Annotated in this window: 21 protein-coding genes and 1 pseudogene; 12 read left to right on the forward strand and 10 right to left on the reverse strand. The window is 74.3% G+C overall.

Features of this window, described 5'->3' with window-relative positions; translation table 11 throughout:
* Positions 1 to 259: 259 nt before the first annotated feature.
* The gene (locus ACFVFR_RS15565; protein WP_383701642.1) at positions 260 to 883 is read left to right on the forward strand and encodes a hypothetical protein; all 624 of its coding nucleotides are present in this window, start codon (positions 260 to 262) and stop codon (positions 881 to 883) included.
* Between the two features lie 139 nt (positions 884 to 1,022).
* Here ACFVFR_RS15565 and ACFVFR_RS15570 read toward each other — a convergent pair whose 3' ends face one another.
* Complete coding sequence (locus ACFVFR_RS15570; RefSeq protein WP_383701644.1) at positions 1,023 to 1,520, reverse strand: MarR family winged helix-turn-helix transcriptional regulator; 498 nt, start codon at positions 1,518 to 1,520, stop codon at positions 1,023 to 1,025.
* A 533-nt stretch (positions 1,521 to 2,053) separates the two neighbouring features.
* Between ACFVFR_RS15570 and ACFVFR_RS15575 the strand changes: the two genes are divergently transcribed.
* The 3 genes from ACFVFR_RS15575 (at position 2,054) to ACFVFR_RS15585 (ending at position 5,570) form a co-directional block, all read left to right on the forward strand.
* The gene (locus ACFVFR_RS15575) at positions 2,054 to 3,541 is read left to right on the forward strand and encodes an MFS transporter (protein ID WP_383701646.1); all 1,488 of its coding nucleotides are present in this window, start codon (positions 2,054 to 2,056) and stop codon (positions 3,539 to 3,541) included.
* A 109-nt stretch (positions 3,542 to 3,650) separates the two neighbouring features.
* On the forward strand, positions 3,651 to 4,538 hold the full coding sequence (locus tag ACFVFR_RS15580) for an SDR family NAD(P)-dependent oxidoreductase (protein WP_383701648.1): 888 nt from the start codon (positions 3,651 to 3,653) through the stop codon (positions 4,536 to 4,538).
* Positions 4,539 to 5,039: 501 nt separating this feature from the next.
* A complete protein-coding gene (locus tag ACFVFR_RS15585) occupies positions 5,040 to 5,570 on the forward strand; it encodes a DUF6879 family protein (protein WP_383701650.1) in 531 nt (176 codons plus the stop codon).
* Between the two features lie 27 nt (positions 5,571 to 5,597).
* On the opposite strand, the gene ACFVFR_RS15590 is transcribed toward ACFVFR_RS15585, so the two are convergent.
* The 3 genes from ACFVFR_RS15590 to ACFVFR_RS15600 are packed head-to-tail and all read right to left on the reverse strand — an operon-like array spanning position 5,598 to position 6,591.
* Complete coding sequence (locus ACFVFR_RS15590) at positions 5,598 to 6,071, reverse strand: hypothetical protein (RefSeq protein ID WP_383701653.1); 474 nt, start codon at positions 6,069 to 6,071, stop codon at positions 5,598 to 5,600.
* A complete protein-coding gene (locus ACFVFR_RS15595) occupies positions 6,068 to 6,376 on the reverse strand; it encodes a hypothetical protein (protein ID WP_383701655.1) in 309 nt (102 codons plus the stop codon). The genes ACFVFR_RS15590 and ACFVFR_RS15595 overlap by 4 nt, the downstream gene beginning before the upstream one ends.
* Positions 6,373 to 6,591 (reverse strand): hypothetical protein, encoded by a 219-nt coding sequence (locus ACFVFR_RS15600; RefSeq protein WP_383701657.1) that lies wholly within the window; start codon positions 6,589 to 6,591, stop codon positions 6,373 to 6,375. The genes ACFVFR_RS15595 and ACFVFR_RS15600 overlap by 4 nt, the downstream gene beginning before the upstream one ends.
* 229 nt (positions 6,592 to 6,820) lie before the next feature.
* Between ACFVFR_RS15600 and ACFVFR_RS15605 the strand changes: the two genes are divergently transcribed.
* The 5 genes from ACFVFR_RS15605 to ACFVFR_RS15625 all read left to right on the forward strand — a co-directional run bounded on the left by ACFVFR_RS15605 (position 6,821) and on the right by ACFVFR_RS15625 (position 9,701).
* Positions 6,821 to 7,696 (forward strand): Scr1 family TA system antitoxin-like transcriptional regulator, encoded by an 876-nt coding sequence (locus ACFVFR_RS15605; protein ID WP_383701659.1) that lies wholly within the window; start codon positions 6,821 to 6,823, stop codon positions 7,694 to 7,696.
* Entirely contained in the window at positions 7,693 to 7,896 is a 204-nt protein-coding gene (locus ACFVFR_RS15610) for a DUF397 domain-containing protein (RefSeq protein WP_383701662.1), read from the forward strand. Before ACFVFR_RS15605 ends, ACFVFR_RS15610 begins: the two co-directional genes overlap by 4 nt.
* A gap of 171 nt (positions 7,897 to 8,067) precedes the next feature.
* Positions 8,068 to 8,268 (forward strand): DUF397 domain-containing protein, encoded by a 201-nt coding sequence (locus tag ACFVFR_RS15615; protein ID WP_383701665.1) that lies wholly within the window; start codon positions 8,068 to 8,070, stop codon positions 8,266 to 8,268.
* Between the two features lie 29 nt (positions 8,269 to 8,297).
* Positions 8,298 to 9,317, forward strand: a complete 1,020-nt coding sequence (locus ACFVFR_RS15620; RefSeq protein WP_383701667.1) for an XRE family transcriptional regulator — start codon at positions 8,298 to 8,300, stop codon at positions 9,315 to 9,317.
* Positions 9,318 to 9,503: 186 nt separating this feature from the next.
* Entirely contained in the window at positions 9,504 to 9,701 is a 198-nt protein-coding gene (locus ACFVFR_RS15625) for a DUF397 domain-containing protein (RefSeq protein ID WP_383701669.1), read from the forward strand.
* A 156-nt stretch (positions 9,702 to 9,857) separates the two neighbouring features.
* Here ACFVFR_RS15625 and ACFVFR_RS15630 read toward each other — a convergent pair whose 3' ends face one another.
* The 3 genes from ACFVFR_RS15630 to ACFVFR_RS15640 are packed head-to-tail and all read right to left on the reverse strand — an operon-like array spanning position 9,858 to position 15,485.
* A complete protein-coding gene (locus ACFVFR_RS15630) occupies positions 9,858 to 10,970 on the reverse strand; it encodes a hypothetical protein (protein ID WP_383701671.1) in 1,113 nt (370 codons plus the stop codon).
* Positions 10,967 to 12,385, reverse strand: coding sequence for a hypothetical protein (locus ACFVFR_RS15635; protein ID WP_383701673.1), 1,419 nt, complete (start codon positions 12,383 to 12,385; stop codon positions 10,967 to 10,969). Before ACFVFR_RS15635 ends, ACFVFR_RS15630 begins: the two co-directional genes overlap by 4 nt.
* A gap of 4 nt (positions 12,386 to 12,389) precedes the next feature.
* The gene (locus tag ACFVFR_RS15640; RefSeq protein WP_383701675.1) at positions 12,390 to 15,485 is read right to left on the reverse strand and encodes a protein kinase; all 3,096 of its coding nucleotides are present in this window, start codon (positions 15,483 to 15,485) and stop codon (positions 12,390 to 12,392) included.
* Between the two features lie 403 nt (positions 15,486 to 15,888).
* On the opposite strand from ACFVFR_RS15640, the gene ACFVFR_RS15645 reads away from it, so the two are divergent.
* Entirely contained in the window at positions 15,889 to 17,091 is a 1,203-nt protein-coding gene (locus tag ACFVFR_RS15645; protein WP_383701677.1) for a serine hydrolase domain-containing protein, read from the forward strand.
* Between the two features lie 292 nt (positions 17,092 to 17,383).
* Here ACFVFR_RS15645 and ACFVFR_RS15650 read toward each other — a convergent pair whose 3' ends face one another.
* On the reverse strand, positions 17,384 to 18,061 hold the full coding sequence (locus ACFVFR_RS15650; protein ID WP_383701679.1) for a TetR family transcriptional regulator: 678 nt from the start codon (positions 18,059 to 18,061) through the stop codon (positions 17,384 to 17,386).
* 571 nt (positions 18,062 to 18,632) lie between these two features.
* Between ACFVFR_RS15650 and ACFVFR_RS15655 the strand changes: the two genes are divergently transcribed.
* The gene (locus ACFVFR_RS15655) at positions 18,633 to 19,493 is read left to right on the forward strand and encodes an aminoglycoside phosphotransferase family protein (RefSeq protein ID WP_383701681.1); all 861 of its coding nucleotides are present in this window, start codon (positions 18,633 to 18,635) and stop codon (positions 19,491 to 19,493) included.
* A 214-nt stretch (positions 19,494 to 19,707) separates the two neighbouring features.
* Here the strand turns inward: ACFVFR_RS15655 and ACFVFR_RS15660 are convergent.
* Both ACFVFR_RS15660 and ACFVFR_RS15665 read right to left on the reverse strand, forming a co-directional pair.
* A pseudogene (locus tag ACFVFR_RS15660) lies at positions 19,708 to 19,836 on the reverse strand (DUF5988 family protein); the annotation flags it as partial.
* A complete protein-coding gene (locus ACFVFR_RS15665; RefSeq protein ID WP_383701683.1) occupies positions 19,809 to 19,976 on the reverse strand; it encodes a hypothetical protein in 168 nt (55 codons plus the stop codon). The gene ACFVFR_RS15665 and the pseudogene ACFVFR_RS15660, both read right to left, overlap by 28 nt.
* A gap of 159 nt (positions 19,977 to 20,135) precedes the next feature.
* On the opposite strand from ACFVFR_RS15665, the gene ACFVFR_RS15670 reads away from it, so the two are divergent.
* Positions 20,136 to 20,972 (forward strand): arylamine N-acetyltransferase, encoded by an 837-nt coding sequence (locus ACFVFR_RS15670; RefSeq protein WP_383701685.1) that lies wholly within the window; start codon positions 20,136 to 20,138, stop codon positions 20,970 to 20,972.
* Positions 20,973 to 21,109: the final 137 nt, after the last annotated feature.

Genomic DNA, 21,109 nt, shown 5'->3' on the forward strand with positions numbered 1-21,109 from the left:
GAAGACCCCGCCACCAGTGAAGTCGCTGGAGCGGGGTCTTTGCGTGCGCGGACTCGTGTCACCCAGGGCAGTCACATGCCGAGGACCGCGAGCGAGCACTGGACGGGGGAATGGGCGTTTCGCCGACGACGACGCCTGTGAGCGCCGAACACATCCCTGTTCCCGGTTATCCTCGCGCTGACTTGCCGAGATCGGGCCGAGTGCGGGAAAGCCGCCTTCGTCGCCGGTCACTGGTGGCGACAGGCGGATGGGGGATCTCGTGGACGTGACCACACTTGCCGTCGCGCTTATCAGCGTCGGGGGAACGCTGGGTGGAGCGGTGCTCAGCCAGCGCCCCCATCGAGAGCAGAGTCAGCGGGCCGACCGGGAACGCCAGCAAGAGCGTGAGGATCAGGCGATCCAGGCCCGGCGGGATCTCTACGCCCGCCTGAATGCCACCGCTCGCGCCTACCGGGTGGCCGCCCGAGACGTCGTGGAGGCAGCCAAACGCGGCGAGAGCGTCGACCCTGCGCCCCTTGATGTCGCCAAGGAGGCCTGGGCGGACCAGTACTCCCAGGCGCAGATGGCACTGCCGAAGGACGTTCTGGAGGTGGCCTCGGCCCTCAACAGGTCTCTTGGAGTCGGGTACTCGGTCGTCAGGAACCTGCCCCGCAGCTCCGACCTGACCGAGTCGTACCGGCGGGCGAACGCGTGGTTCGGCGGTCCGCTGTCCGACGGCGTGTACCTGCTCAGGGTCGCCCTGCGGCACGACCTCGGGGTGGAGGTCGAGCCTGACTTCGAGGAGACCCGCGCGCAGCTGCTCACCGCGCTCGACAGCGCGCGGGACGACCTCGCGCGCTCGCTGGCCGTGGAAGGGACCCCGGCGGGCGGGGCAGGGACCTAGGTTCACGAAGGGCGTCACCGACGGCAAGGCCGCCTCGGGGCAAGCGAGCCGCCCGCGATCGGGCGCGGGCGCGGAAACGTCGCCGAACCGACGAGTTGGTCCCAGGTGGTACCGCGCACCCTCTCGTCAGACCACCCCCTCACCCCTCCCCCGTCGCCCCCTCCGGTGAGGAGGAGTCACGGGACCAGGTCAGGCCCTCCAGGCGTTCGATGCTCTGGTTGAACTCGATGAGGAGCTGGACGAACTGGTCGGTCTTCTCTTCTGGCCAGCCCGTCACCTCGATGAGGCGGGTGGTGCCGGCTCGGCTGATGGCGCGGTCGGCGGTCAGGCGTTCCAGGCCGAGGGGGGTGGGGCGGAACTTGCGGGCCAGGCCGCCTTCGGGGTCGGGGATGCGTTCGACCAGGCCGTTCTTGAGCATGGCGCTGACCTGGCGGTTGATGGTGGAGACGTCGACGTGGAAGGTGTGGGCCAGTTCCTTGAGGGTGAGGGGTTCGCCGGCTTCGAGGCGGGTGAGCAGGACGTAGGCGGAGCGGTCCAGGCTCTGGCCGATGCGGGGGCCTCGCGAGGCGACGAAGTGGCGGGAGAGGAGGGTCATCTCCCGCTCCAGGTCGTGCAGCCGGTGGTCGTGGTCGCTCATGCCCTCGTTCTCTTCTCCGCCCGGGTTCCCGTACCTCATCATCGCGCATCGCCGTGGGCTGGCGAGGGGCACGCGACGTTCCATTGTGCATAGTGCACATGATGTGTATTGTGCATATGACGTGCAGGGCGCTCATGGCCTGCCGGTCGCTGGCGCACCCGCTGGGGTCTCCTGGGGCGGGCCGGTCGTGCGCGTCGCCGGCACCGCTCGCCGGGCGCGTGCCCACCGGGCCCGACACGCGGTACGCGCCCAGCGCGTACCCGTCGGGCCCGCGTGGTCGCCCGGCTCGCGTGGCCGCCCGGCCCGGTAGCCCCGGGCCCGTGGGTGCCGGTCGTCCGCCGTCGGACACGTCCGCCCGGCGGGCCCCTACCGCCTCGCGTCGTACGCGCTCGGCCACCGGTCGCGGCGGTACGGGGGGCGCACGACTCGTCGCGCGGCACGCGGCGGGAGCCGCCCCGGCGCCCGCCGTTCGCGCGCGTCAGCCTCACTCGTCAGCGCCCGCCAGGGCGCGTTCCGTCCAAGGAGCCCCAACGTTGTCAGCCACCTCCCCCCGTACGGTGGGGCCGGGCGCGGTGACCGCCGTGATCGCACTGAGCGGTGTCGTGGTCTCGCTCATGCAGACGCTCGTCGTGCCGATCATTCCGCAGCTCCCGCGCCTGCTGGACGCCGAACCGTCCGACGCGTCCTGGGTGATCACCGCCACGCTGCTCGCGGCGGCCGTGGTCACCCCGATAGCCGGCCGCCTGGGCGACATGTACGGCAAGCGCAAGGTCCTGATCGGGAGCCTGGTGCTGCTGGTCGCGGGCTCGGTGCTGTGCGCCGTGTCCTCGGGACTGGTCCCGGTGATCGTCGGGCGGGTGTTGCAGGGGCTGGCCACCGGTGTGATCCCGGTGGGCATCAGCATGCTGCGCGACACCCTGCCCGCCCCGCGCGTGGGCGGGGCGGTCGCGCTGGTCAGCGCGAGTCTGGGGGTGGGTGGCGCGATCGGACTGCCGCTGTCGGCCGCCATCGTGGACCACGCCGACTGGCACGTCCTGTTCTGGCTGGCCGCCGGGCTGGGGGCCGCGTGCCTCGTGCTGGTGGTCGCCCTGTTGCCGGCGCCGCCGAGTCGGGCCGCCCAGCGGTTCGACGTCCCGGGGGCGATCGGCCTCGCCGTGGGGTTGGTGCTGCTGTTGCTGCCGGTGACCAAGGGCGGTGACTGGGGATGGACGAGCGGCACCACCCTCGGGCTGTTCGCGGGCGGTGTCGTGGCCCTCGTGCTGTGGGCCGCGTACGAGATGCGGGTCGCCCAGCCGCTGGTGGACCTGCGGGTCACGGTGCGGCGCCCCGTGCTGTTCACCAACCTGGCCTCGGTCCTGGTCGGCTTCGCGATGTACGCGATGTCGCTGACCCTGCCGCAGCTGCTCCAGTCGCCGGAGGCCACGGGGTACGGGCTCGGCCAGTCCACCCTGATGGCCGGGCTCGCGTTGGCGCCCGGCGGGCTGGTCATGATGGCCCTGTCGCCGGTCTCCACCCGTATCACCGCCCGGCACGGGGCGCGTACCTCGCTGCTGATCGGGGTGGGCGTGATCGGCCTCGGGTACGCCGCCGGCCTGTTCCTGATGGGGCAGGTGTGGCAGATCGTGGTCACCGCGGTGATCGTCAGCGGCGGTGTCGGCATCGCGTACGCCGCCATGCCCGCGCTGATCATGGACGCGGTGCCGGTGACCGAGACCGCGTCCGCCAACGGGGTGAACGCGCTGATGCGCTCGATCGGCACCTCCACCTCCAGCGCGGTGATGGCCGCGATCCTCTCGAACATGACGCTGCGGCTGGGGCCGGCCGAGGTGCCGACCGAGCGCGGGTTCCAGGTGACGTACGTGGTCGCGATGGCCGCGGCGGCCGTCGGGCTGCTGCTCACCCTGGCCATCCCGCGCGCCACCCGCGCCGCCACCGGGCGGGCCGCCCTCCCGGCCGACGCGCCGACGGCGGCCGACGGCACACCCCCGACGGACGCACCGCGCTCCGCCGACCACCGCTGACGGCCACCCCGCGCACCCTCCCCCCTCTCGCCAGCAGACACCGACAGCCACCGCTGACCGCCACCCGCTGGCCAACGACTCATCCCGTACGACGGAAGGACAACCGACCATGGAAGACCACACGGACACGACAGGCCGACCGGACACGACGGGCGGGACGGGCACGCCGGGTGGACCGAACGGGCCGGTTGCCGCCGGCGGGAACCGGCTGGACGGCAAGGTCGCCGTCATCACCGGTGCGGGCAGCGGGATCGGGCGGGCCGCCGCGCTGCTGATGAGCCGGCAGGGCGCACGGGTCGTGGTCGCCGACTACGACAGCGACGGGGCGAGGGAGACGGCGGCGTCGGTGACGGCGGCGGGCGGCCGGGCGCTGCCGGTCACCGTGGACGTCACCGACGAGGAGTCGGTGGCCGCCATGGTCGGCTCGGCGGTCGACGCGTTCGGCGCGCTGCACGTGCTGTGCAACCACGTCGGTGGGACCGATCCGCGCAGGGACCTGGACCTGTTGCGGATGGACATGGACGAGTTCGACCGGGCCGTGGCGCGGAACGTGCGCAGCACGTTGGTGGGGGCCCGGCACGCGATCCCGCACATGATCCGCGCCGGGGGCGGCTCGATCATCAACACGGCCTCCGTCGCGGCGCTGGTGGGCGACGTGTTGCAGACCTCGTACGGGGCGGTCAAGGCCGCCGTGGTCAGCGTGACCAAGTCGATCGCCGTGCAGTACGGCCCCCAGTACGTGCGCTGCAACGCGATCGCGCCCGGCGCGGTCATGACCCCGGCCCTGGAGAACAACCTGCCCGAGGACGTCATCGAGTCCCTCAAGCGGGGCAACGCGCTGCCCTACCTGGGCGCGCCGGAGGACATCGGCCACGCCATGGTCTTCCTGGCCTCCGACGAGTCCCGCTACCTGACCGGCCAACTCCTGGTCGTCGACGGCGGCATGACCATGCAGTCCTCCGCCGCGCCGGGGCGCCGCGCCATGCTCCCGACGTAGCCCTTACGGAGCGGGCGGCCCCACACCGGGGCGCGGTGGCACCACGCGGGGGCGGCCCCGCCCCGGGGCAGGGTCCGTCACGGAACGGGCCCGGCTCCGGGGCGGGGCCCTTCCGCTGGGCGGCGGGCGCTGTGCGTACGGGGCGGGGCGGGGTACGGGGCGGCGAGCACACCGCGTGGAGGACGGGGCGGGGCCGTGACGCTGAGCGGCGGGCGCTGTGCGTACGGAGCGGGCACGGGGCCGTTGACGGGGCGGCGGTACGGAGCGGGGCGCGGGGCGCTTGCCGCGCGGGGACGGGGGTGCGGGCCCCGTCGGCCGTTGGAATCCCCCGGCCCGCTCCTGGGGGGCGGGCCCTTCCCGTGCCCCGTCCGGGGAATCATCGCGCATCACGCGCGACAGGGGGCTCGCGCTCGTCCCGTCCTGGGAGGGGGGAGGGCGCGTGCGGTGGTCCCGCGCGTGCTCCTGGCGGACTTCGCCCCCCGAGATGTGGAGAGGACGCCCGTGCTGATCGGCTTCGAAGAGTTCACCGGGATGTTCCGGACCCTCGCGCACACGGCGTGGCGGCTGGAGACCCGGCGTCGCTACGCGTCGGACGAGGCGACCGAGACCTACCAGCGGTTCATCCGGGGCGAGGACGCCGGATGGGACCTGGACGACCCGTGGTGTGCCTCCCGGCGCGAACAGTCCGCCCTGGGCAAGCGCTTCGAGCGGGTACGCATCGTCGACGACCCGCCCACCCCCGGCCAGCGCTATCTGCTGGACAACGCCCGCCGCAACAGCGCGGTGGGCGAGGACATCCGCAACCTGTGGCGCTCCGAGGCCGAGGCTCTGCGCCTTCCTGACGAGGACTTCTGGCTGTTCGACTCCCGCGTCATCGCCCGGCTCCACTTCGATGACGACGATGTGGTGACAGGTGTCGAGCTGGTCACGGACGCCGTGGAGGTGACGCGCGCCTGCCAGGTGCGGGACGCCACGTGGCACCGCGCCGTGCCGTACGAGACCTTCGCGCGCGAGGTGCCGTCCGTCGAGTGAGCACCGACGTCCCACCAGCGCCCCGCCCTACGTGTCCGGGCCCTCGCGCGGGAGTGGCATGCCCGCTACCAGTAGCGGGGGTTCGACGGTCAGCAGGCGGGTGCGGAGCGCGTGGACCAGGGCCACGCGGCCGAGGTCTTCCACGGGGGTCCAGGTGAGGCCGTACCGACCGCGCGGCGGGGTGGCGAACGTGTCCTCGTCCACGCGTCCGCCGTCCACGAAGAGTGCCAGCTCCTCGGCCTGACCGTCCCCGGCGGGCTGCTGGTCCACGGCCAGCAGGCGCGGTGGCCCCGGGGGCGGCGCGAGGCCGAGGGCGGCGCCGGCGCGTTCGGCGGCCCGTTGGATCGGCTCGCCCGGGCGCAGCACGACCCCCGGCGAGTACGTCACTCCGTCCCTGACCACCTGGAGCACGCGGGGCCACAGCCGGGCGGAGTCGAGCGGGTTACGCGTGTCGGCGGGGCAGTGGACCAGCAGGAACACCCACACCTGGCGATCGCTCACGCGGCGTGGCCCCCCTCGATCCGCGCCATCCCCGCGCACTCCTCGGGGCTGCGGTCGTCGAAGGTGATCAGGCCCGCCGTCGCGCTCCCGTCCGACCAGAACCAGCCCTCGACGGTGTTGTGCTCCACGCGCCGCCGGTTGGGGCACAGCACGTCGTGCCGGAACGCGTCGGGGTCGAACATCGACGCCTCGTACGCGGCGTGGAACTCGGTGTCGGTCACCGGTGCCCACGCGCCCCGCTCCCGCAGGAAGAACCGCAGGGCGACGCCTCGTACCAGGACCCGGTGAGTGCCTTCCGCCGTCACACGCCACCCCCGACGGCGCGCGCCGGCGCGGGCAGTTGACGGTGCATCGGGCAACGGCACGGGGGCCAGGCCGACGTGGCGGCCCACAGGTGCTCGCCCCGCCACACCCGCTCACTGTCGACAACGGTCACGCTGACGTCCCCACCGTCGGGTTCGGACGGCCCGTCCTCCCCCGCCCGCAGCCGGTACACGCGCAACGTCATCAGGTGTTCCATGACCTGGTCTCCCACGGGTGTGGCTCGCAACTGTCGCCCTCTGGCCAGGACTTGACCCTTCAGCGGCCGATCGCTTAGGCAAGGGGGCAGCAGCCCGGTCGCGGATTGTGACCGGGCACTCACAGCATCGGCTAGCGGAGGTTACGATCACAATCAGTGACCCGTGGGGTCCGTAGGCACCTCACGGCCGTGCGGTCCAAGGTTCTGGCACACATCGAAGGGGGTCCCCATGGCACGCCGGGGACGTGGTTCTGACAGGGATGCGGCAGCCTCTCCGTCGGACCCGGGCAAGGATCTCGTAGTCACTGCGGCCCAGCTGTTCGGGCTGCTCATAAAGCGCGCACGCGAACACGCCGAGCGGACACAATCGGACCTAGGCACAGTGGCCCATCTGGACCGATCTGTTGTCGCGAGGATCGAGGCCGGCGACCGCGTCCCCAACAAACCTCAAGTCGTCGCTTGGGATGAGGAGCTGGAGACCGGGGACCTCCTGTACGACCTCTGGCGCGCGATCGACTGGTATCCAATGACACCGCGGCGTGACTGGTTCGAACGCCGAGAAGAGATGGACCGCAAAGCGACCGCCATTCGCACATACCAAAACCAGTACATGCCGGGGCTATTGCAGACCGAAGCCTATGCCCATGTGCTGTATGCACAAGTGGTCCGCAACCCGGACGACTTGAAGCGCGCTGTCGAAGCCCGCATCCGCCGGCAAGACCGGTTCGTGACAGCGGAGCCAGAGAGTCCGCTACTTTCCGCCATTCTGACGGAGGAGGCTCTGCGCACGGTCGTGGGCAGCCATGAAGTCATGGCCGAGCAGTGCGCACACCTCCTACACATGGCTGATCTGCCAAACTTCGTCATCCAGGTGGTGCCGTCAGACTCCCCCGTAGTCGTGCGACCCAGCGCCGCAATGACCATCATCTCCATGCCGAACGGGCAAGATTGGGCATACTCGGAATCAGTTGATTACGGCCACTTCGTCAACGACCCAGCCAGAGTGCAAAAGCTGACTCGCACCTACACTCGACTTGCGGCGGACGCACTCTCCACGGCTGAGTCCGCTCAGTTCATTCGGAACGTGATGGAGGGATATCAGTGACCACCGATCTCACTTCGGCGAAGTGGTTCAAGAGCAGCTACAGCGGCAACCATGGCGATTGCGTGGAGGTCGGCGCCGGCATGCCGACCACCGTCCCGGTACGCGACAGCAAGGACCCCCACGGCCCGACCCTCGCGTTCGACGCCACCGCCTGGACCGCGTTCGTGACGGGCGTGAAGAACGGCGACTTCGACGCCTAATCCCCCACGCACGACAGAGTCCCCGCCCGTACAGCGATGGTCGGGGGCTTTGCCATGTCAGAGGCGGATGATCGGGGGCCATCCGACACTCCAACCAGGTCGACACTCTTGCTCAACTGCCCGAAAATTCAGCAGAGTTGAGCAACAGCCGATCTGGAGAGGGCGCGCCTCATGACTGACAACTGGGTCAAGTCCAGCTACAGCTCGCCCAACGGCGGTGACTGCGTCGAGTGGGCCCCCGCACACGCCGCCGCGACCGGCACCGTCCCCGTCCGCGACAGCAAAGACCCCCACGGCCCGACCCTCGCGTTCGACGCCACCGCCTGGACCGCGTTCGTGGCGAGCGTGAAGAACGGCGACTTCGACGCCTGACCCTCTACGGATGACGGAGCCCTGGCCATATGACGTACATCGAGGGCCGTTCCAGCGCGCCAGGCGCGGCGGTTGAGCGAGCCAGCGGCCAGGCACCGCGCGCCGGCACACCGGCACTCGCGTCTTCGTTACGCACAAGCGATCTGCGGGGTGCCGAGTTCGTCCGTGCCATCCGGGAGACCTCCCAGCGGCTCGTGGTTCTCGACAACGCGTACGGCGGGACACCCATCGCCGAGCCTGCCGCCCACGCCTTCAAGGTCGTCCACGCGCGGCTGCGCGGCGGGGACTACGAGCCGGCGTACGAGCGTGAGATCCGTTCCGCCGCAGCGGAGTTGGCGGAGGTGGCCGGCTGGGCTCTGTTCGACGCCGAGAAGCACGACGCGGCCGAGCGGTACAACGCCGCCGCGCTGAGCCTGGCCCGGGCGAGTGGCGACCGAGCCATGGAGCTGCTGATCTCGCAGAACGTCGCCATGGTCACCGAGTGGCGGGGGCGCTACCGCGAGGGGCTGGAGACGGTCGCGGGCGCGCTCGCCGAGCGGCTGTCCGCGCGGGTTCGCGCGATGCTCCTCATACGGGACGCCAAGGGGCGGTTCGGCATGGGCGACGCCTCAGGCGGCGTACGAGCCTTCGACCGGGCGCGGGCGCTGCTGGACGACGGGGCGCGCGAGGACGACCCGGCGTGGGCGTGGTGGGTGTCCCGCCAGGAGATCGACGGCCAGCACGGCTTCGCGCTGTGGGCGGCGGGGCGCCACCGGGAGGCTGTGACGCACCTGCGGCGCGCGCTCCCCGCCGACTCCGCGCACGCCGGCTATCGCGGCATCAGCGGCGCGCGGCTGCTCGACTCCCTGCTCCGCGTGGGGGCCTGGCGCGAGGCGGAGGAACTCGCCGTCGGCCTGCACGACACGGCCGGCGAGACGGCGTCCGCCCGCACCCGCAACCTGCTGCTCGCGACCGTACGACGCGACCTGCCCACGGCCCCGACGAGCACGGGCCACGCGCTGGAGCACCTGGGCGGCCTCGTGAGCGCCGACCCGCTCCGCCTCGACTGAGCCGGGCTCGCATACAGGACGCGAGGCGTTGGCGTCCCGTACGCCGGGCCCCGGGCCGTCGCGGGCGCGGCCACACCTCAGCCGGGCGGCGCGAAGGGCATCCGGCGCGCTGGCCGAGTCCGCGCACTGGCTCTACTCCCTTGCGGCATACGAGAGTTGAGGCCCGACTCCGAAAGGTTGCATCTCATGACCGAGCAGTGGATCAAGTCCTCGTACAGCACCAACGGCGGTAACTGCGTCGAGTGGGCACCCGCACGCGCCGCCGCGACCGGCACCGTTCCCGTCCGCGACAGCAAGGACCCCCACGGCCCGACCCTCGCGTTCGACGCCGCCGCCTGGGCCGCGTTCGTCACCAGCGTCAAGGTCGGCGACTTCGACGGCTGACCCCCTGGGAAGCGGCGTCGCGACCTGGCCGCTCGGCTCGGTCGGCGGTTTCGCTTCGGCTCACGCGCGGAGGGCGTCATCGCGGTCGTCGCCGGCCTGGTCGATTACCGGGCGAACGCCTCGACCGAGCCGGCGCCGCGCGCCGCGCCTCCCGGTCTACCCGCCCTCCGGGCGGGACCCGTTGGCCAGGGTCAGGAGGAGGTGGGCGGATTCGGGGTGGAAGTAGTCGGAGTGGGCGCGCAGGGGGTTGTGGGGGCTGTTGCGGTAGCGCCAGCTCGCGTTGACGTTGACGAAGGCGTGGTCCAGGCAGGCGTGGGGGTAGGGGGTGTCGGCCGGGTGGAGGGGGGTGTGGGCGACGTCGTTGGGGGCCAGGTCGCCACGGGCCGGGGAGAGGCGCATGCCGCCGTGGCCGATGCCGGGGAGGTGTTCGGCGCGCAGGTGGAAGTAGCCGGTGGCCCGGTCGTGGCGGGAGTGGGTGAAGACCATGGGGCCGCCGACGGGGGCGCGGTGGCCCCGGGTGGCGGGGCGCAGGGCGCGGAAGGTGCCGTCGAAGGCGTTGCTGGGGGCCGCCATCTGGAACGCGGTGAGCGAGTCGACGGTGAACGGCCGGCCCGGGTCGGTGGCGACGCTCCAGGCGAGGGTGTCGCCGGCGTCGGCGGCCCACCGCACGGCCTCGCACAGGAACCGGCCGCCGAAGGAGTGGCCGACCAGGTGCAGGTAGCGGCCGGTGGCGGTGCGCAGGGTGTCGGTCGCGGGCTCGCCCCGTTCGGCGTCGAGGTAGCCGAGCAGGTGGCCCAGGACGTGGGGGGCGTAGCCCCGGCCGGGGGCGCTCATGGCGTGGGCGCGGTCGCGTACGGCGCAGTAGCCGTCGTACGAGAGCCGTGAGGAGGAGGGCCAGCGGACCACCACCGTCCAGGGCGCGAAGTCGCCCGGGGGCAGCCGGGGGTATAGGTGCGGGCGGCGGGCGTGCTGTTCGTGGACGAGGGCGAGCAGGCGCCCGGCGTTGCGCAGGGCCGCGTCGGGGCCGGTCTGCCAGCCGTGGGCGTAGACCAGGATGTCGGTCGCCCAGTCGGGGGGCCGCAGCCAGCTCGCCAGGTGGTCGACGAGCCGGTCGGCGGGTACGGCGTCGCCGGTGTCGGGGGCCAGCAGCCAGCCGTTCTCGTCGAGGTCGACGGTGGCGAAGGCGGCCGGGGGCGCCACCTTGGCGGCGGCCCGGCGGCGGGCGCCCGGGGGTCGGGGCGCGAGGCGGCGGCTGGGCGGGGCGGTCACGGGGCGGTCGCTCCTTGGTCGGGGGTGGCGGGGGCGAGTCTGCTGTCCAGGCCGCACTGGAGCCCGTAGATCAGGCCCAGCGGGTTGTGGTACTCGGCGGCGAACCAGCGGACGGTGTCGCGTACCGCCGTGCCCGCCGCCGCGCGGTCGACGACGTAGCGGGTCAGGAAGCCCAGCGCGAACTCCACGCCGAAGACCTTGGGTACGGCGATGTGGGGGGCCAGGACGCCCTGGGCGCCGTGTCGGATGAAGCTGCCGGCCAGGCTGGCGAACCGGCCGGTCATCGGGGAGCCCGCGTAGCAGACGTTCAGCACGACCATCGGGTGGAACGGGACGAACGCGCCTTGCCGTCGGTTGGCCTCGGTGTGCCGCTTGCGGGTGCTGTCGATCCGGCCGGCGTGCACGGACCGGGCGTCGGTGAGCTGGAACGCCTGCCAGGCGGCGTCGCCGTCGCCGATGACGGCGCCGTGGCAGAAGAAGTACATGAGGTCCTCGTCGAAGCCGGCCATGGCCAGGTCGGCCAGGAGGACGTCGCTGTGCGTCCGCTCGGTCAGCTCCGTCCGGTCGTCGAGCAGCTTGTGCACCTCGGTGGCCCGGGGCGTCTTACGGAGCCGGTGGTCGACGTTGGCGCTGCTGACGGGGCGGGAACGGCTGGCGACGTAGTAGAAGTCGGTCTCGTACGCGCCTGAGGCGGCCTCGACGAGGTGCCGGTGCCCGAGGAAGAGGTCGAAGAGGCCGGGGAGGTCGTGCGGGTCGGGGGTGGCGACGGGGGCGGGTGGCGCGGAGACGTCGGCGGCGTACGGTGCGGCGGCGGCGGGCGCGTGGGGGCTGTGGGTGTCGTAGGACAGGACGTGCGGCGGTGGGCCGGAGGGGGCCGGGGCGGGTCCGTCCAGGGCGAGCAGCGGCCAGGGCAGGTCCAGGTCGGAGTCGAAGCGTATGCGCAGGTCCCGACGGTGCAGCGCGCTCAGCAGGACGGTGCGCAGCCGGACCAGGTTCGGGTCGTTGCCGTCCAGGAGTTCCTCCAGGAGGTGGCTGCCGCCCCGGGCGAGCTCGGTGACGTGCGAGCGGACCTCGCCGGGCGGGCGGGTGCTGAGGTCGGCTCCGGCGGCGTACGGGCGGATGCCGGCGGCCGGGTCGGACGGCTGGTAGTCCACGAACGCCTTCCAGTCCGCCAGGAGTTGCGCCGAGAGGTCCCTGATGTCGCGGACGTCGCTCTCCAGCAGGGCCCAGTGCTCGCGGGTGCGGGAGCGGGGCAGGATCTCCGTGTCGCCCCAGAGGCTGATCATCGGCTGCCCGCCGCCCGGCAGGCGTATGCAGACGACGAGGTCGCGGGGTTCGCGGGCCGGCGAGACCGGGAGCAGGCGGTAGCCGTCACTGGGGTCCTGGCGGATGGTCAGGGGGATGTTCTCGTCCAACGGCTCAGGACTCCGGCGCCTGGTCTCGGCCGGCGGCGTCGACCGGGGTCGCGGGCTCGCCGGGGGGTGGGGTGGCTCGCGCGGTGGGGCGCGCGGGGGCCTCGATGGTCATGGTCGCGTCGAGTTCCTGGAGTACGACTCCGTAACCCCGGTCGTAGACGGTGAACCGGAGTTGGTGCTCGCCCGGCTCGTGGGCCGTGAAGACGAAGGTGGCCGCCTCCTCGGGGGCGCCCCCCGCGCGGTAGCCGCGCGCGGGAGGCGTGATGCGGGCCGCCGTGCGGGTGGAGGCGACCAGCACGAGCTGGGCCGAGGGGTGCTCGGGTCGGCCCGCCCACGGGTGCCCGTCGGGTACGTCCAGCGCGAATTCGAGTACGGCGGGCGCCCCCACCCGGGCCGGCCCGTCGCGCAACGTCAGCCGGGGCACGCAGGGGGGCCCGGGCGGGGGCGTCGCGGGGGCGCGGGGAGACGGGTCCGGGGTCGCGTCCCGGCCCGTACGGGAGGAGAGGTCCGGAACGCGGAACGGGGGCGCACTCGCGCGGGGCGGCCGCGCGATACGACGGAGCGGTCGGCCGCCTCCACGGGGCGGCGGGTCCGGGGCGCGGGGTGAGAGCCCCGAGGCGCGGGGCATCAGGTCGGACGGCCAGGACAGGTCGCGCCGCCGGGGCGAGACGAGCGCCGCCCACCTCGGCGCTTCGGTCGAGTCGGGCCGCGTGTCCCCGAGCCACGCGAGCGTGTTGAGCGACCCCGGTGGTACGTCCACCGACCCCGGCGGGGTCGGTGGGAGCAGGGACGCCCACGGCGACACACCGGTCGTGCCCGACGGCGCGTCGGTCGAGCCGGGTGACGCGTCGGTCGCGCCGGGGGGCGCGAGTCCCGCGTCCGTCCACGAGCGCGCTCCGGCCGTTCCGGACCACGCCGTGTCGGCGCCCGTGTTCGTGTCGGTGTCGGCGCCCGGGGCCGCGTCGGTGTCCATGGCCGCGTCCTGCCAGGAGAGCGCCTCGGCCGGTGTGCCCGGCGGTTCGGCCTCCCGTCGTGGCCCCGTGTCGCTCCAGGACGGCAGCCGGGCGGTCCACGGCTGCTTGGGCACGAACCACGGCGCGGGGTCGTCGCTCCGTGGCCTCGCGCCCGCGCCCGCGCGTGGGGAGGGCCCGTCGGTGGGCGAGTTCACGGGTGGAGGTTGGTGCGCGGGGCCGGGTTCGTGCCGGGATGGGGGTTCGCTCGCCGGTGGCGGTTCGCTGGGGCGCCTCCGCGCCTCGGCCGACGGCGCCGGCTCGTCCGCTCGTGGCGGGTCGCCTGTTTGTGACGGCTCGTCCGCTCGTGGCGGGTCGCCTGCTCGTGACAGCTCGGCCGACGGTGCCGGCTCGTCCGCCGGTGACAGGTCGGCTCCGGGCGGGGGTGCGTTCGCCGGTGGCGGTTCGCTGGGGCGCCTCCGCGCCTCGGCCGACGGCGCCGGCTCGTCCGCACGTGACAGCTCGCCTGCTCGTGACGGGTCGGCCGCTCGTGACAGCTCGCCTGTTTGTGACGGGTCGGCCACTCGTGCCGGGTCGCCTGCTCGTGACGGGTCGTCCGCTGGTGGCGGGTCGCCTGCTCGTCGCGGGTCGGCCGACGGTGCCGGCTGCTCGGGCGAGGGTGCCGGCTCCCCGGCCGCTGCGGCCTCGGGGGCGAGTGTCGGGGGTGTCCGGTCGCCCCGCCGCAGGTGCTGGTACGTCGGGGGCGGGCCCGTTTCGGGTGGCTCGGGCAGGGCCGTCGAGGTGGTGGTGTCGGGCGAGGGGCCACGGGCGGCGCCGGGGCGCGGTCTGGACACCACGGCGCCGGCGCCGCTGAGCAGGAGGGTGCCTGGCTCGTGGTCGGGCGAGGGGCCAGGGGCGGCGCCGGGGCCGGCGCCGCCGAACGGGACGGGCCGTGGCCCGTGCCCGGCGCGGGTGGTGCGGTGACGGGCCCTGGCGAGCCGTGCCTGGCCCCTGACGTAGGCCACGGCGTGCCACAGGAACTTGCCGCCCAGGACGACGAGGCCGGAGGTCAGACCGAGTACGACGGCGGACAGCATCAGGGTGGGCACGTCCGGAGCGGTGGACTTGCCGGCCAGCCGCAGGCCCAGCAGGGCCGCGAGGGCTCCGACGGTGAAGGCGGCGGCGAGGCGGCTGCCGACGAGGGCGCCGAGGTGGAAGAGGGCGCCGCGCAGCCGTTGCCCGCGCGTACGGCGTTGCGGGGTGGCCAGTGCCCAGTGGGTGTCGGTGACCGGCTCCTGCCGGTCGGCGGCGGCGCGCAGGGCGGTGGTGACGGCGGCCGTCTTCGGCCGCGCCTCGGGGTGGGGGGCGAGAAGCCCCTCGATGAGCGGCGCGAACTCGCGCTGGCGGCGAGCCCGGGGCGGGCGGGCGTCCCGGAGCGCCCTGAGGCGGGCGCCGGGGACGGGGCCCCGGGTGAGGCGGCGTCCCTCGACCATCTCGTACAGGGTCATGCCGAGCGCCCAGAGATCCCCCTGCGGCGTGGGGGCGAGCGCCTCGGCGTCCGCACGGGCGCGACCGTCCGCCAACTCCGGTGCCGTGTACTGCGAGCGGGGCTGAGGGGGACGTAACGGCGGTGCCCCGTACGCCGGGTCGGGCGGCTGGAGTCCGTACCCGGGCAGGGCCGCCGTGCCGTCCTCGCGGAAGAGGATGCCCCGGGGGTCGACCTGCCCGTGCGCGGCGCCCGTGGCGTGCAGCGCCCCGAGCGCGCTCGCCACCTCCAGGCCGATGTGGGCCGCCGCCCCCGAGGGCAGCCGCCCGTGCGCGCGTAACAGGGTGTGCAGCGAGCGCGGTACGACCGGCTCCATCACCACCCACAGCGCGCCCGCCTCCTCGACGACGTCGTGAACGGCCAGCAGGTGGGCGTCCGCCGGCCGCGCCACGGGACGCACCTGGCGGGCCAGCGCGCCGGGAGCCCAGACACCCGCCTTGGAGGTGTCGGCGCCGTCCGGGATGCGCGGGGTGAGTTGTTGGACGAGGACGTCCGTCCCCGCGACGCGGTCGTGACCCGACCAGTAGGTGGACCCCGTGGTCCCGCCCCAGGGCCGGTGGAGCGCGTAGCGGTCGCGCAGGACGTCGGGGTGTGCGCCAGCCATGGAGCCCCCTGTCCTCCCCGGTGTGCGCCCGGCGGCGTGCCGCCCGCCGGATACGGGGAGGATAGCCCGAGGTCGACGGGAGCAGCAGGGCCCGGGACGACATCGGACGGGGCGCGCGGGCGCACCCGGCCACCGGCCCGCCCGGGCGGAGCGACCGACGGCCCGAGGGTGTCGAGCGACCCCGCCTCCCACGCCCAACTCCCGCCCCACTCGTCCGTCTTGGCCTCGCCGGGCGGGCACGGGCGCGGGCGGGCCCGGGCGGGGCCCCCGCCCCGTCGGGGTGGGCACCGGGGCGGCGGGTTGGCGGGCGCGGTGGCGGGCGGTCACGGGGCGGCGGGGGCCTGGCCATGGTCACCTGGGGTGCCCCGGAAGGGCTTACCCCACAGGCAGCGAGAGGGGCGTCATGTTCAGTTCTTCCGTACGGGTGCGGCGGGTGTGGGCGGGGGTCGTCGTGTCGGCCGCCGCCGGGGCGCTGGTGGTGACCGGGCCGCCCGGAGCGGTCGCCGCCGGGGACGGGGGCGCCGCGCGCGCCTCCTCGCACGGGGCGACGCGGGACGCCCTGGACGGGCTGGTGCGCGCCGGGATACCCGGAGTGGCCGCCGAGACGCGGACGGCGGACGGGAAGCGGTGGTTCGGGTCGGCGGGTTACGCGGACACCGGGGCCCGGCGCGAGCGGACGGCGGGCGACCACTTCCGGGCCGGCAGCATCACCAAGACGTTCATGGCCACCGTGCTGCTCCAGCTGGAGGCCGAGGGCCGGATCGGCCTGGACGACCCGGTCGAGACGTGGCTGCCAGGCGTCGTACGGGGCGAAGGTTACGACGCGCGCAAGATCAGCGTGCGGCAGATGCTCAACCACACCAGCGGCATCCACGACAGCGTGGAGACGCCGGAGTGGCGGGAGACGATGAACGGGCCCGGCTTCCTCCAGCACCGCTTCGACGTGAAGACGCCCGAAGACATCGTCGCCATGGCGCTCCGGCACCCGGCGTACTTCAAGCCCGGCGGCGGCTGGCACTACTCCAACACCAACTACGTGCTCGCCGGGATGGTCATCGAGCGCGTCACCGGCGACCGTTACGCGCGCCAGGCGGAGCGGCGCATCATCAGGCCGCTGGGCCTGCGGCACACCTCGTTCCCCGGCACCGTCACCACCCTGCCCATCCCGCACCCCGTCGGCTACTCCACGCTCTACGCGACCGACCCGGGGCCGGAGGTGTACGACGCCACCGAGTACAGCCCCACCTGGTCCGGCGCGACCGGGGAACTGATCAGCACCAGCGGGGACCTCAACGCCTTCTTCCGGGCCCTGAACCGTGGCGCGTTGCTGCCCAGGGCGCAGCAGCGGGCGATGTTCACCACGGTGGAGACGGGCCAGCACTACCGGTACGGGCTCGGGCTCATCGCGCGCGATCTGTCCTGCGGGCGGACCGTGTGGGGCCACGACGGGATCGTGTGGGGTTCGCTGACCGGCTCCGCCACGACCCGGGACGGGGCGCACGCGCTGACGTTCCAGCTCAACGGCGACTGGCTGGCGGACGGCGCGCCGTACGAGAAGGTCTTCGAGGCCGAGTTCTGCGCCCCGGGCCAGCCGGGGCGGGAGTGACGCGGCGAGGCGGGTCGCCGGTACGCCAATGGGCTGACAGCTCAAGCCCGTTGGCGACGCCGCGACCCCGCACGTGCCGCGCGGTCGGCGCCGGCCGCGCGGCACGTGCGGGGTCGGCGTTTCGGGAGGGGCGGACGGGGCCCCGGGCCACCGGGGGAGCGCTGGAGCCCCGCCCAGTCCGGGTGGTCGCCGCGCGGGCGCCCGGTGCGGCCGTCGGGGCCGGCCGGGACGGCTACTCCTCCCCCGGCCTCGCGCGCGCCGGGGCGGGTGCCGTCGCCCGCCCGGTCGGGGGTTACGAGCGCTCCGCGTCCCGCGTCGGTGTGCCGCCCGTCGCGGGGCACACGCTCGCCAGGCCACCGACGGCCACCCGGGCGGCCCGGACGAGGGACAGGCGCAGCGCGTCGGCCGAGGCGTCGCGGGCCAGACAGGTCAGGGCCGTGTTCACCAGGGCACCGACCAGCGCCCCGACCGCCGCCGCGGCCTCGGGCTCGCTCAGCTCCCCCTCGTACGCCCGCGACAGGGCGGCGGTGAGCTGGCGTTGGCCTTCGAAGAGCCAGTGCAGCGCGCGGGCCTGGAGCGCCGGCGAGGACAGGACGAGGCGGACGCGCGGCGAGGGGGCCTCGCCGGTCAGGTCCTCGGCCGCGTGGGGCGAGAGGACGGAGCCTTCCAGCGCGCGCAGCAGCAGGTGGGCCACGGTCTCCCGCGGGCGGCGGGCGAGGACCGTGCGGACCAGGGCGTCCACGCGCTGCTGGCCGTCGGCGAACAGGACGTCGTCCTTGCCGGGGAAGTAGCTGAAGAACGTGCGGGTCGAGACGTCGGCCGCGGCGGCGATCTGGGCCACCGTCGTCTCCTCGTACCCCTGCGCCGCCATCAGACGCACGGCGGCCTCCATCAACGCGCGCCGGGTACGCAGCTTCTTGCGCTCGCGCAGCCCCGGGGGCTCCGGCGCGGAGGCCGTCGTCTCGATCACCCGCGCAGCCTACCCAACTCCCCGCATGACATGCAGTTTTGCACGCCTTGCAGGTTCGCTCGCTCGGCCCTTCCCGCGCCCACGGACGGCCGCGTCGCGGCCGGTCGGCGCCCGGAGTGGGGGCGCGCGGGCCGTACGTCTCGGGGGCGACTGGCGTACGCGGCCGGGTGCGTGAGGCCGGGGGGCCTGCGGTCGGGGCGCGGGGAGGCCGGGGCGCCTGGGGCCCGGTGCGTGCGGCCGGGGTGGGCGCGCGGCACGAGGGGTGCGCGGCACGGGGTGCGCGGGCGGCGTGTGTCCGGGCGGTGTGTGTGCGGCTGCCGGGCCTCGGTGGGGACGCGGCGCGGGCGTAACTCGGAGGCGTACGGGGCGGGGCGTGGGCGACGATGGGCGCGGGCCGTGACGGAGCCGGCGTGGCGGGTCCGGGGTGGCGGGTCCGGGGTGGCGTGGTGGGCCCGCCCGGCGCGCGGTCCGCCCAGTCTCGCGGCCTGTCGCGCCTGGCGGTCCGTCGGTCGTGGGGATCGCCGATTCACGGGGGTTCGCCCGTGGTGTCGTATGTGAGGGTTGACGTGTGATGGATGTTCTCGCCGTGCACCGTTCGCTGTTGGAGCGGTTGCTGCCTGATGACGCACCGGACGCGCTGGTCGTCCACGAGGGGCAGTTCCACCGCGTGGTGGTGGGCGCGGAGCGCGTGGTGTGCCTGCCGCGCAGCGCGGCGGCGGCGGCCCGGCTGCCCGAGCGGGCGGCGGTGCTGCGCACGCTCGCCGGGCTCGACCTCGGCTTCCGTACGCCCGCCCCGTTGCTCGCGGCCGAACAGCGCCCCGACGGGGCGGGCTACCTCGTGCTCAGCCGTGTCCCCGGGGCGCCGCTGGAGGCCGCCGCGCTCACCGCGCCGGGCGTGGCCGGAGCCGTGGCGGAGCAGTACGCCGCGCTGCTGGCCGGGATGGCGGCGGCCGGCTCGGACGCGGCGGTGCGGGCGGCGTTGCCCCGGGCGGAGGAGGACCGGTGGCGCGCGTTCGCGACGGGGGTGCGTACGCGGCTGTACGCCCTCATGTCCGAGGACGGGCGGCGGCGGGCGGACCGGGAACTGGCCGCGCTCGACGCCCTCCCCCACCGCACCGACGCGCTCGTGCACGGCGATCTCGGGGCGGAGAACGTGCTGTGGACCACCGAGGACGGACTCCCGCGCCTGAGCGGCGTCGTGGACTGGGACGAGGTCGTCCTGGGCGACCCGGCCGAGGACCTCGCGGCCGTCGGCGCCAGCTACGGGCCCGACCTGCTGGCCGCCGTCCGCGCGCACGGCGGTTGGACGGACACCGCCCTGGACACCCGGATCGCCACCATCCGGGGCACGTTCGCCCTCCAGCAGGCGCTGGCCGCCCACCAGGACGAGGACGCGGAGGAGCTGGCGGACGGCCTGGCGGCCTACCGCTGAGGGGCCTCGCCGTGCCCTGCGCCGCCGCCCGCGCCGTCGTGCCGGGTGCCATCGGGTGGGGCCACGGGGCGGCGGGACGGGGCTTCGCTCCGCCGCCCCGTGGGGCCGGCTCCCGCGTCGTACCCCGGTGAGGACCGACGGTGTGCGAGGGTTCGCCCGCTACGTGGGTGCGGCCCTCGCAGGTGACGAGGCGTAGGACCGCGCCCTGGTGGGAGACGGTTTCCCGGGTGGCGCGGAAGTGCTCGTGGCAGCCGCCCACGGAGAGCCTCAGGCCCGCCTCCCGTCCGTCGACCTGTCGGGGGCGGGCCGCGTCGGTCAGGTGTCCGGGGCCGCCTCGAAGCAGCGCGTTGGGTGTGGTGGTCGCGGGTGGGCCAGGCGGGCGCCGAGTCCGGCGTAGGTCTGCCGCCCGTCCACCGGTCCCTCCTCGACGTGCGGCCGGGCCAGCGCGGCCGGCCCGGCATCGCTGGCGGCGGCGGGCGGCACGCCCCACCTGGAGCGGGGCCGACGGACGGCTACGCGTCGGGTCCTAGACCCCACGGAGTAGCGGGTCTGCCCCGCCGGGCCGACGCTCACGCGGGCGCGGCGAACTAGCGTCGACGACGCCAGCACCGGGGTTTCCCGGCCCGAAGCGAGGAGTTGTCCATGCCTGCCGACCACGACCCCAGCGAACTGGATCTCGACGCGTACCTGCGGCGCGTCCGGTGGTCGGGGGAGCCCACCGCGAACGCCGAGACGCTGCGCTCGCTCCACCGCGCGCACGTGCTCCACATCCCCTTCGAGAACGTCGAAGCCGTCAGCGGCTCCGCGCCCTCGCTGGCGCTGTCCGACCTGACGGACAAACTCGTCCGCTCACCGCGCGGCGGCTACTGCTACGAACACAACACCCTGCTCGCGACCGCGCTGCGCGCCTGCGGATTCACGGTCGGCTACCTCACGGCCCGGGTGCGCGCGACCGAACGCGGCGAGCGTCCCACCAGACCGCGTACGCACATGGTGCTGCTGGTCCGGGTGCCGGGCTCGGAGACGCCCTACCTGGCCGACGCCGGATTCGGCACCACCGGACTGCTGGAGGCCGTTCCGCTGGTGGCCGACACCGTGCACGAGCGCGGCGCCTGGCAGGTACGCCTGGTGCGCGAGCCCCACGAGGGCCCGCAGGACCTGTGGCTGCTCCAACTGAGGCCGCGCGACGCCCCGTGGCGCGACCTGTACGCCTTCACGCGGGAGCCCTTCGAGTCGGCCGACATGGAGGTGGCCAACTGGTACGTGGCCACGCATCCGCGCTCCCCGTTCCACCGCCGCCTCTTCGCCCACCGCGCGGGCGTGGACTCCCACCTGACGCTCGTCGACCGCACCCTGGTGCGCACCGGGGCCGACGGCACCGTGGTCGAGGAGGAGTTGGGCGACGGCGCGGCCGTACTGCGCGCGCTCGCCGCCGACTTCGGGATCGACCTGCCGGCGGGAACGGAGCTACCCGTCTGACGCCTCCCGCCCGCGCCACGGCCCCCGCCCCGCGATGTCGGGGAGAGCGGGGGCCGTGGCGTACGCGCGGGGCCCCAAGCGAGCCCCGCGGCCAGGTCCCGTGCGGGGCGGGCGCGCCCGTGCCGCACGGGCGCGGC

It is taken from the genome of Streptomyces sp. NPDC057702, assembly GCF_042799315.1.
In the GTDB taxonomy this organism is placed as follows: Bacteria; Actinomycetota; Actinomycetes; order Streptomycetales; family Streptomycetaceae; genus Streptomyces.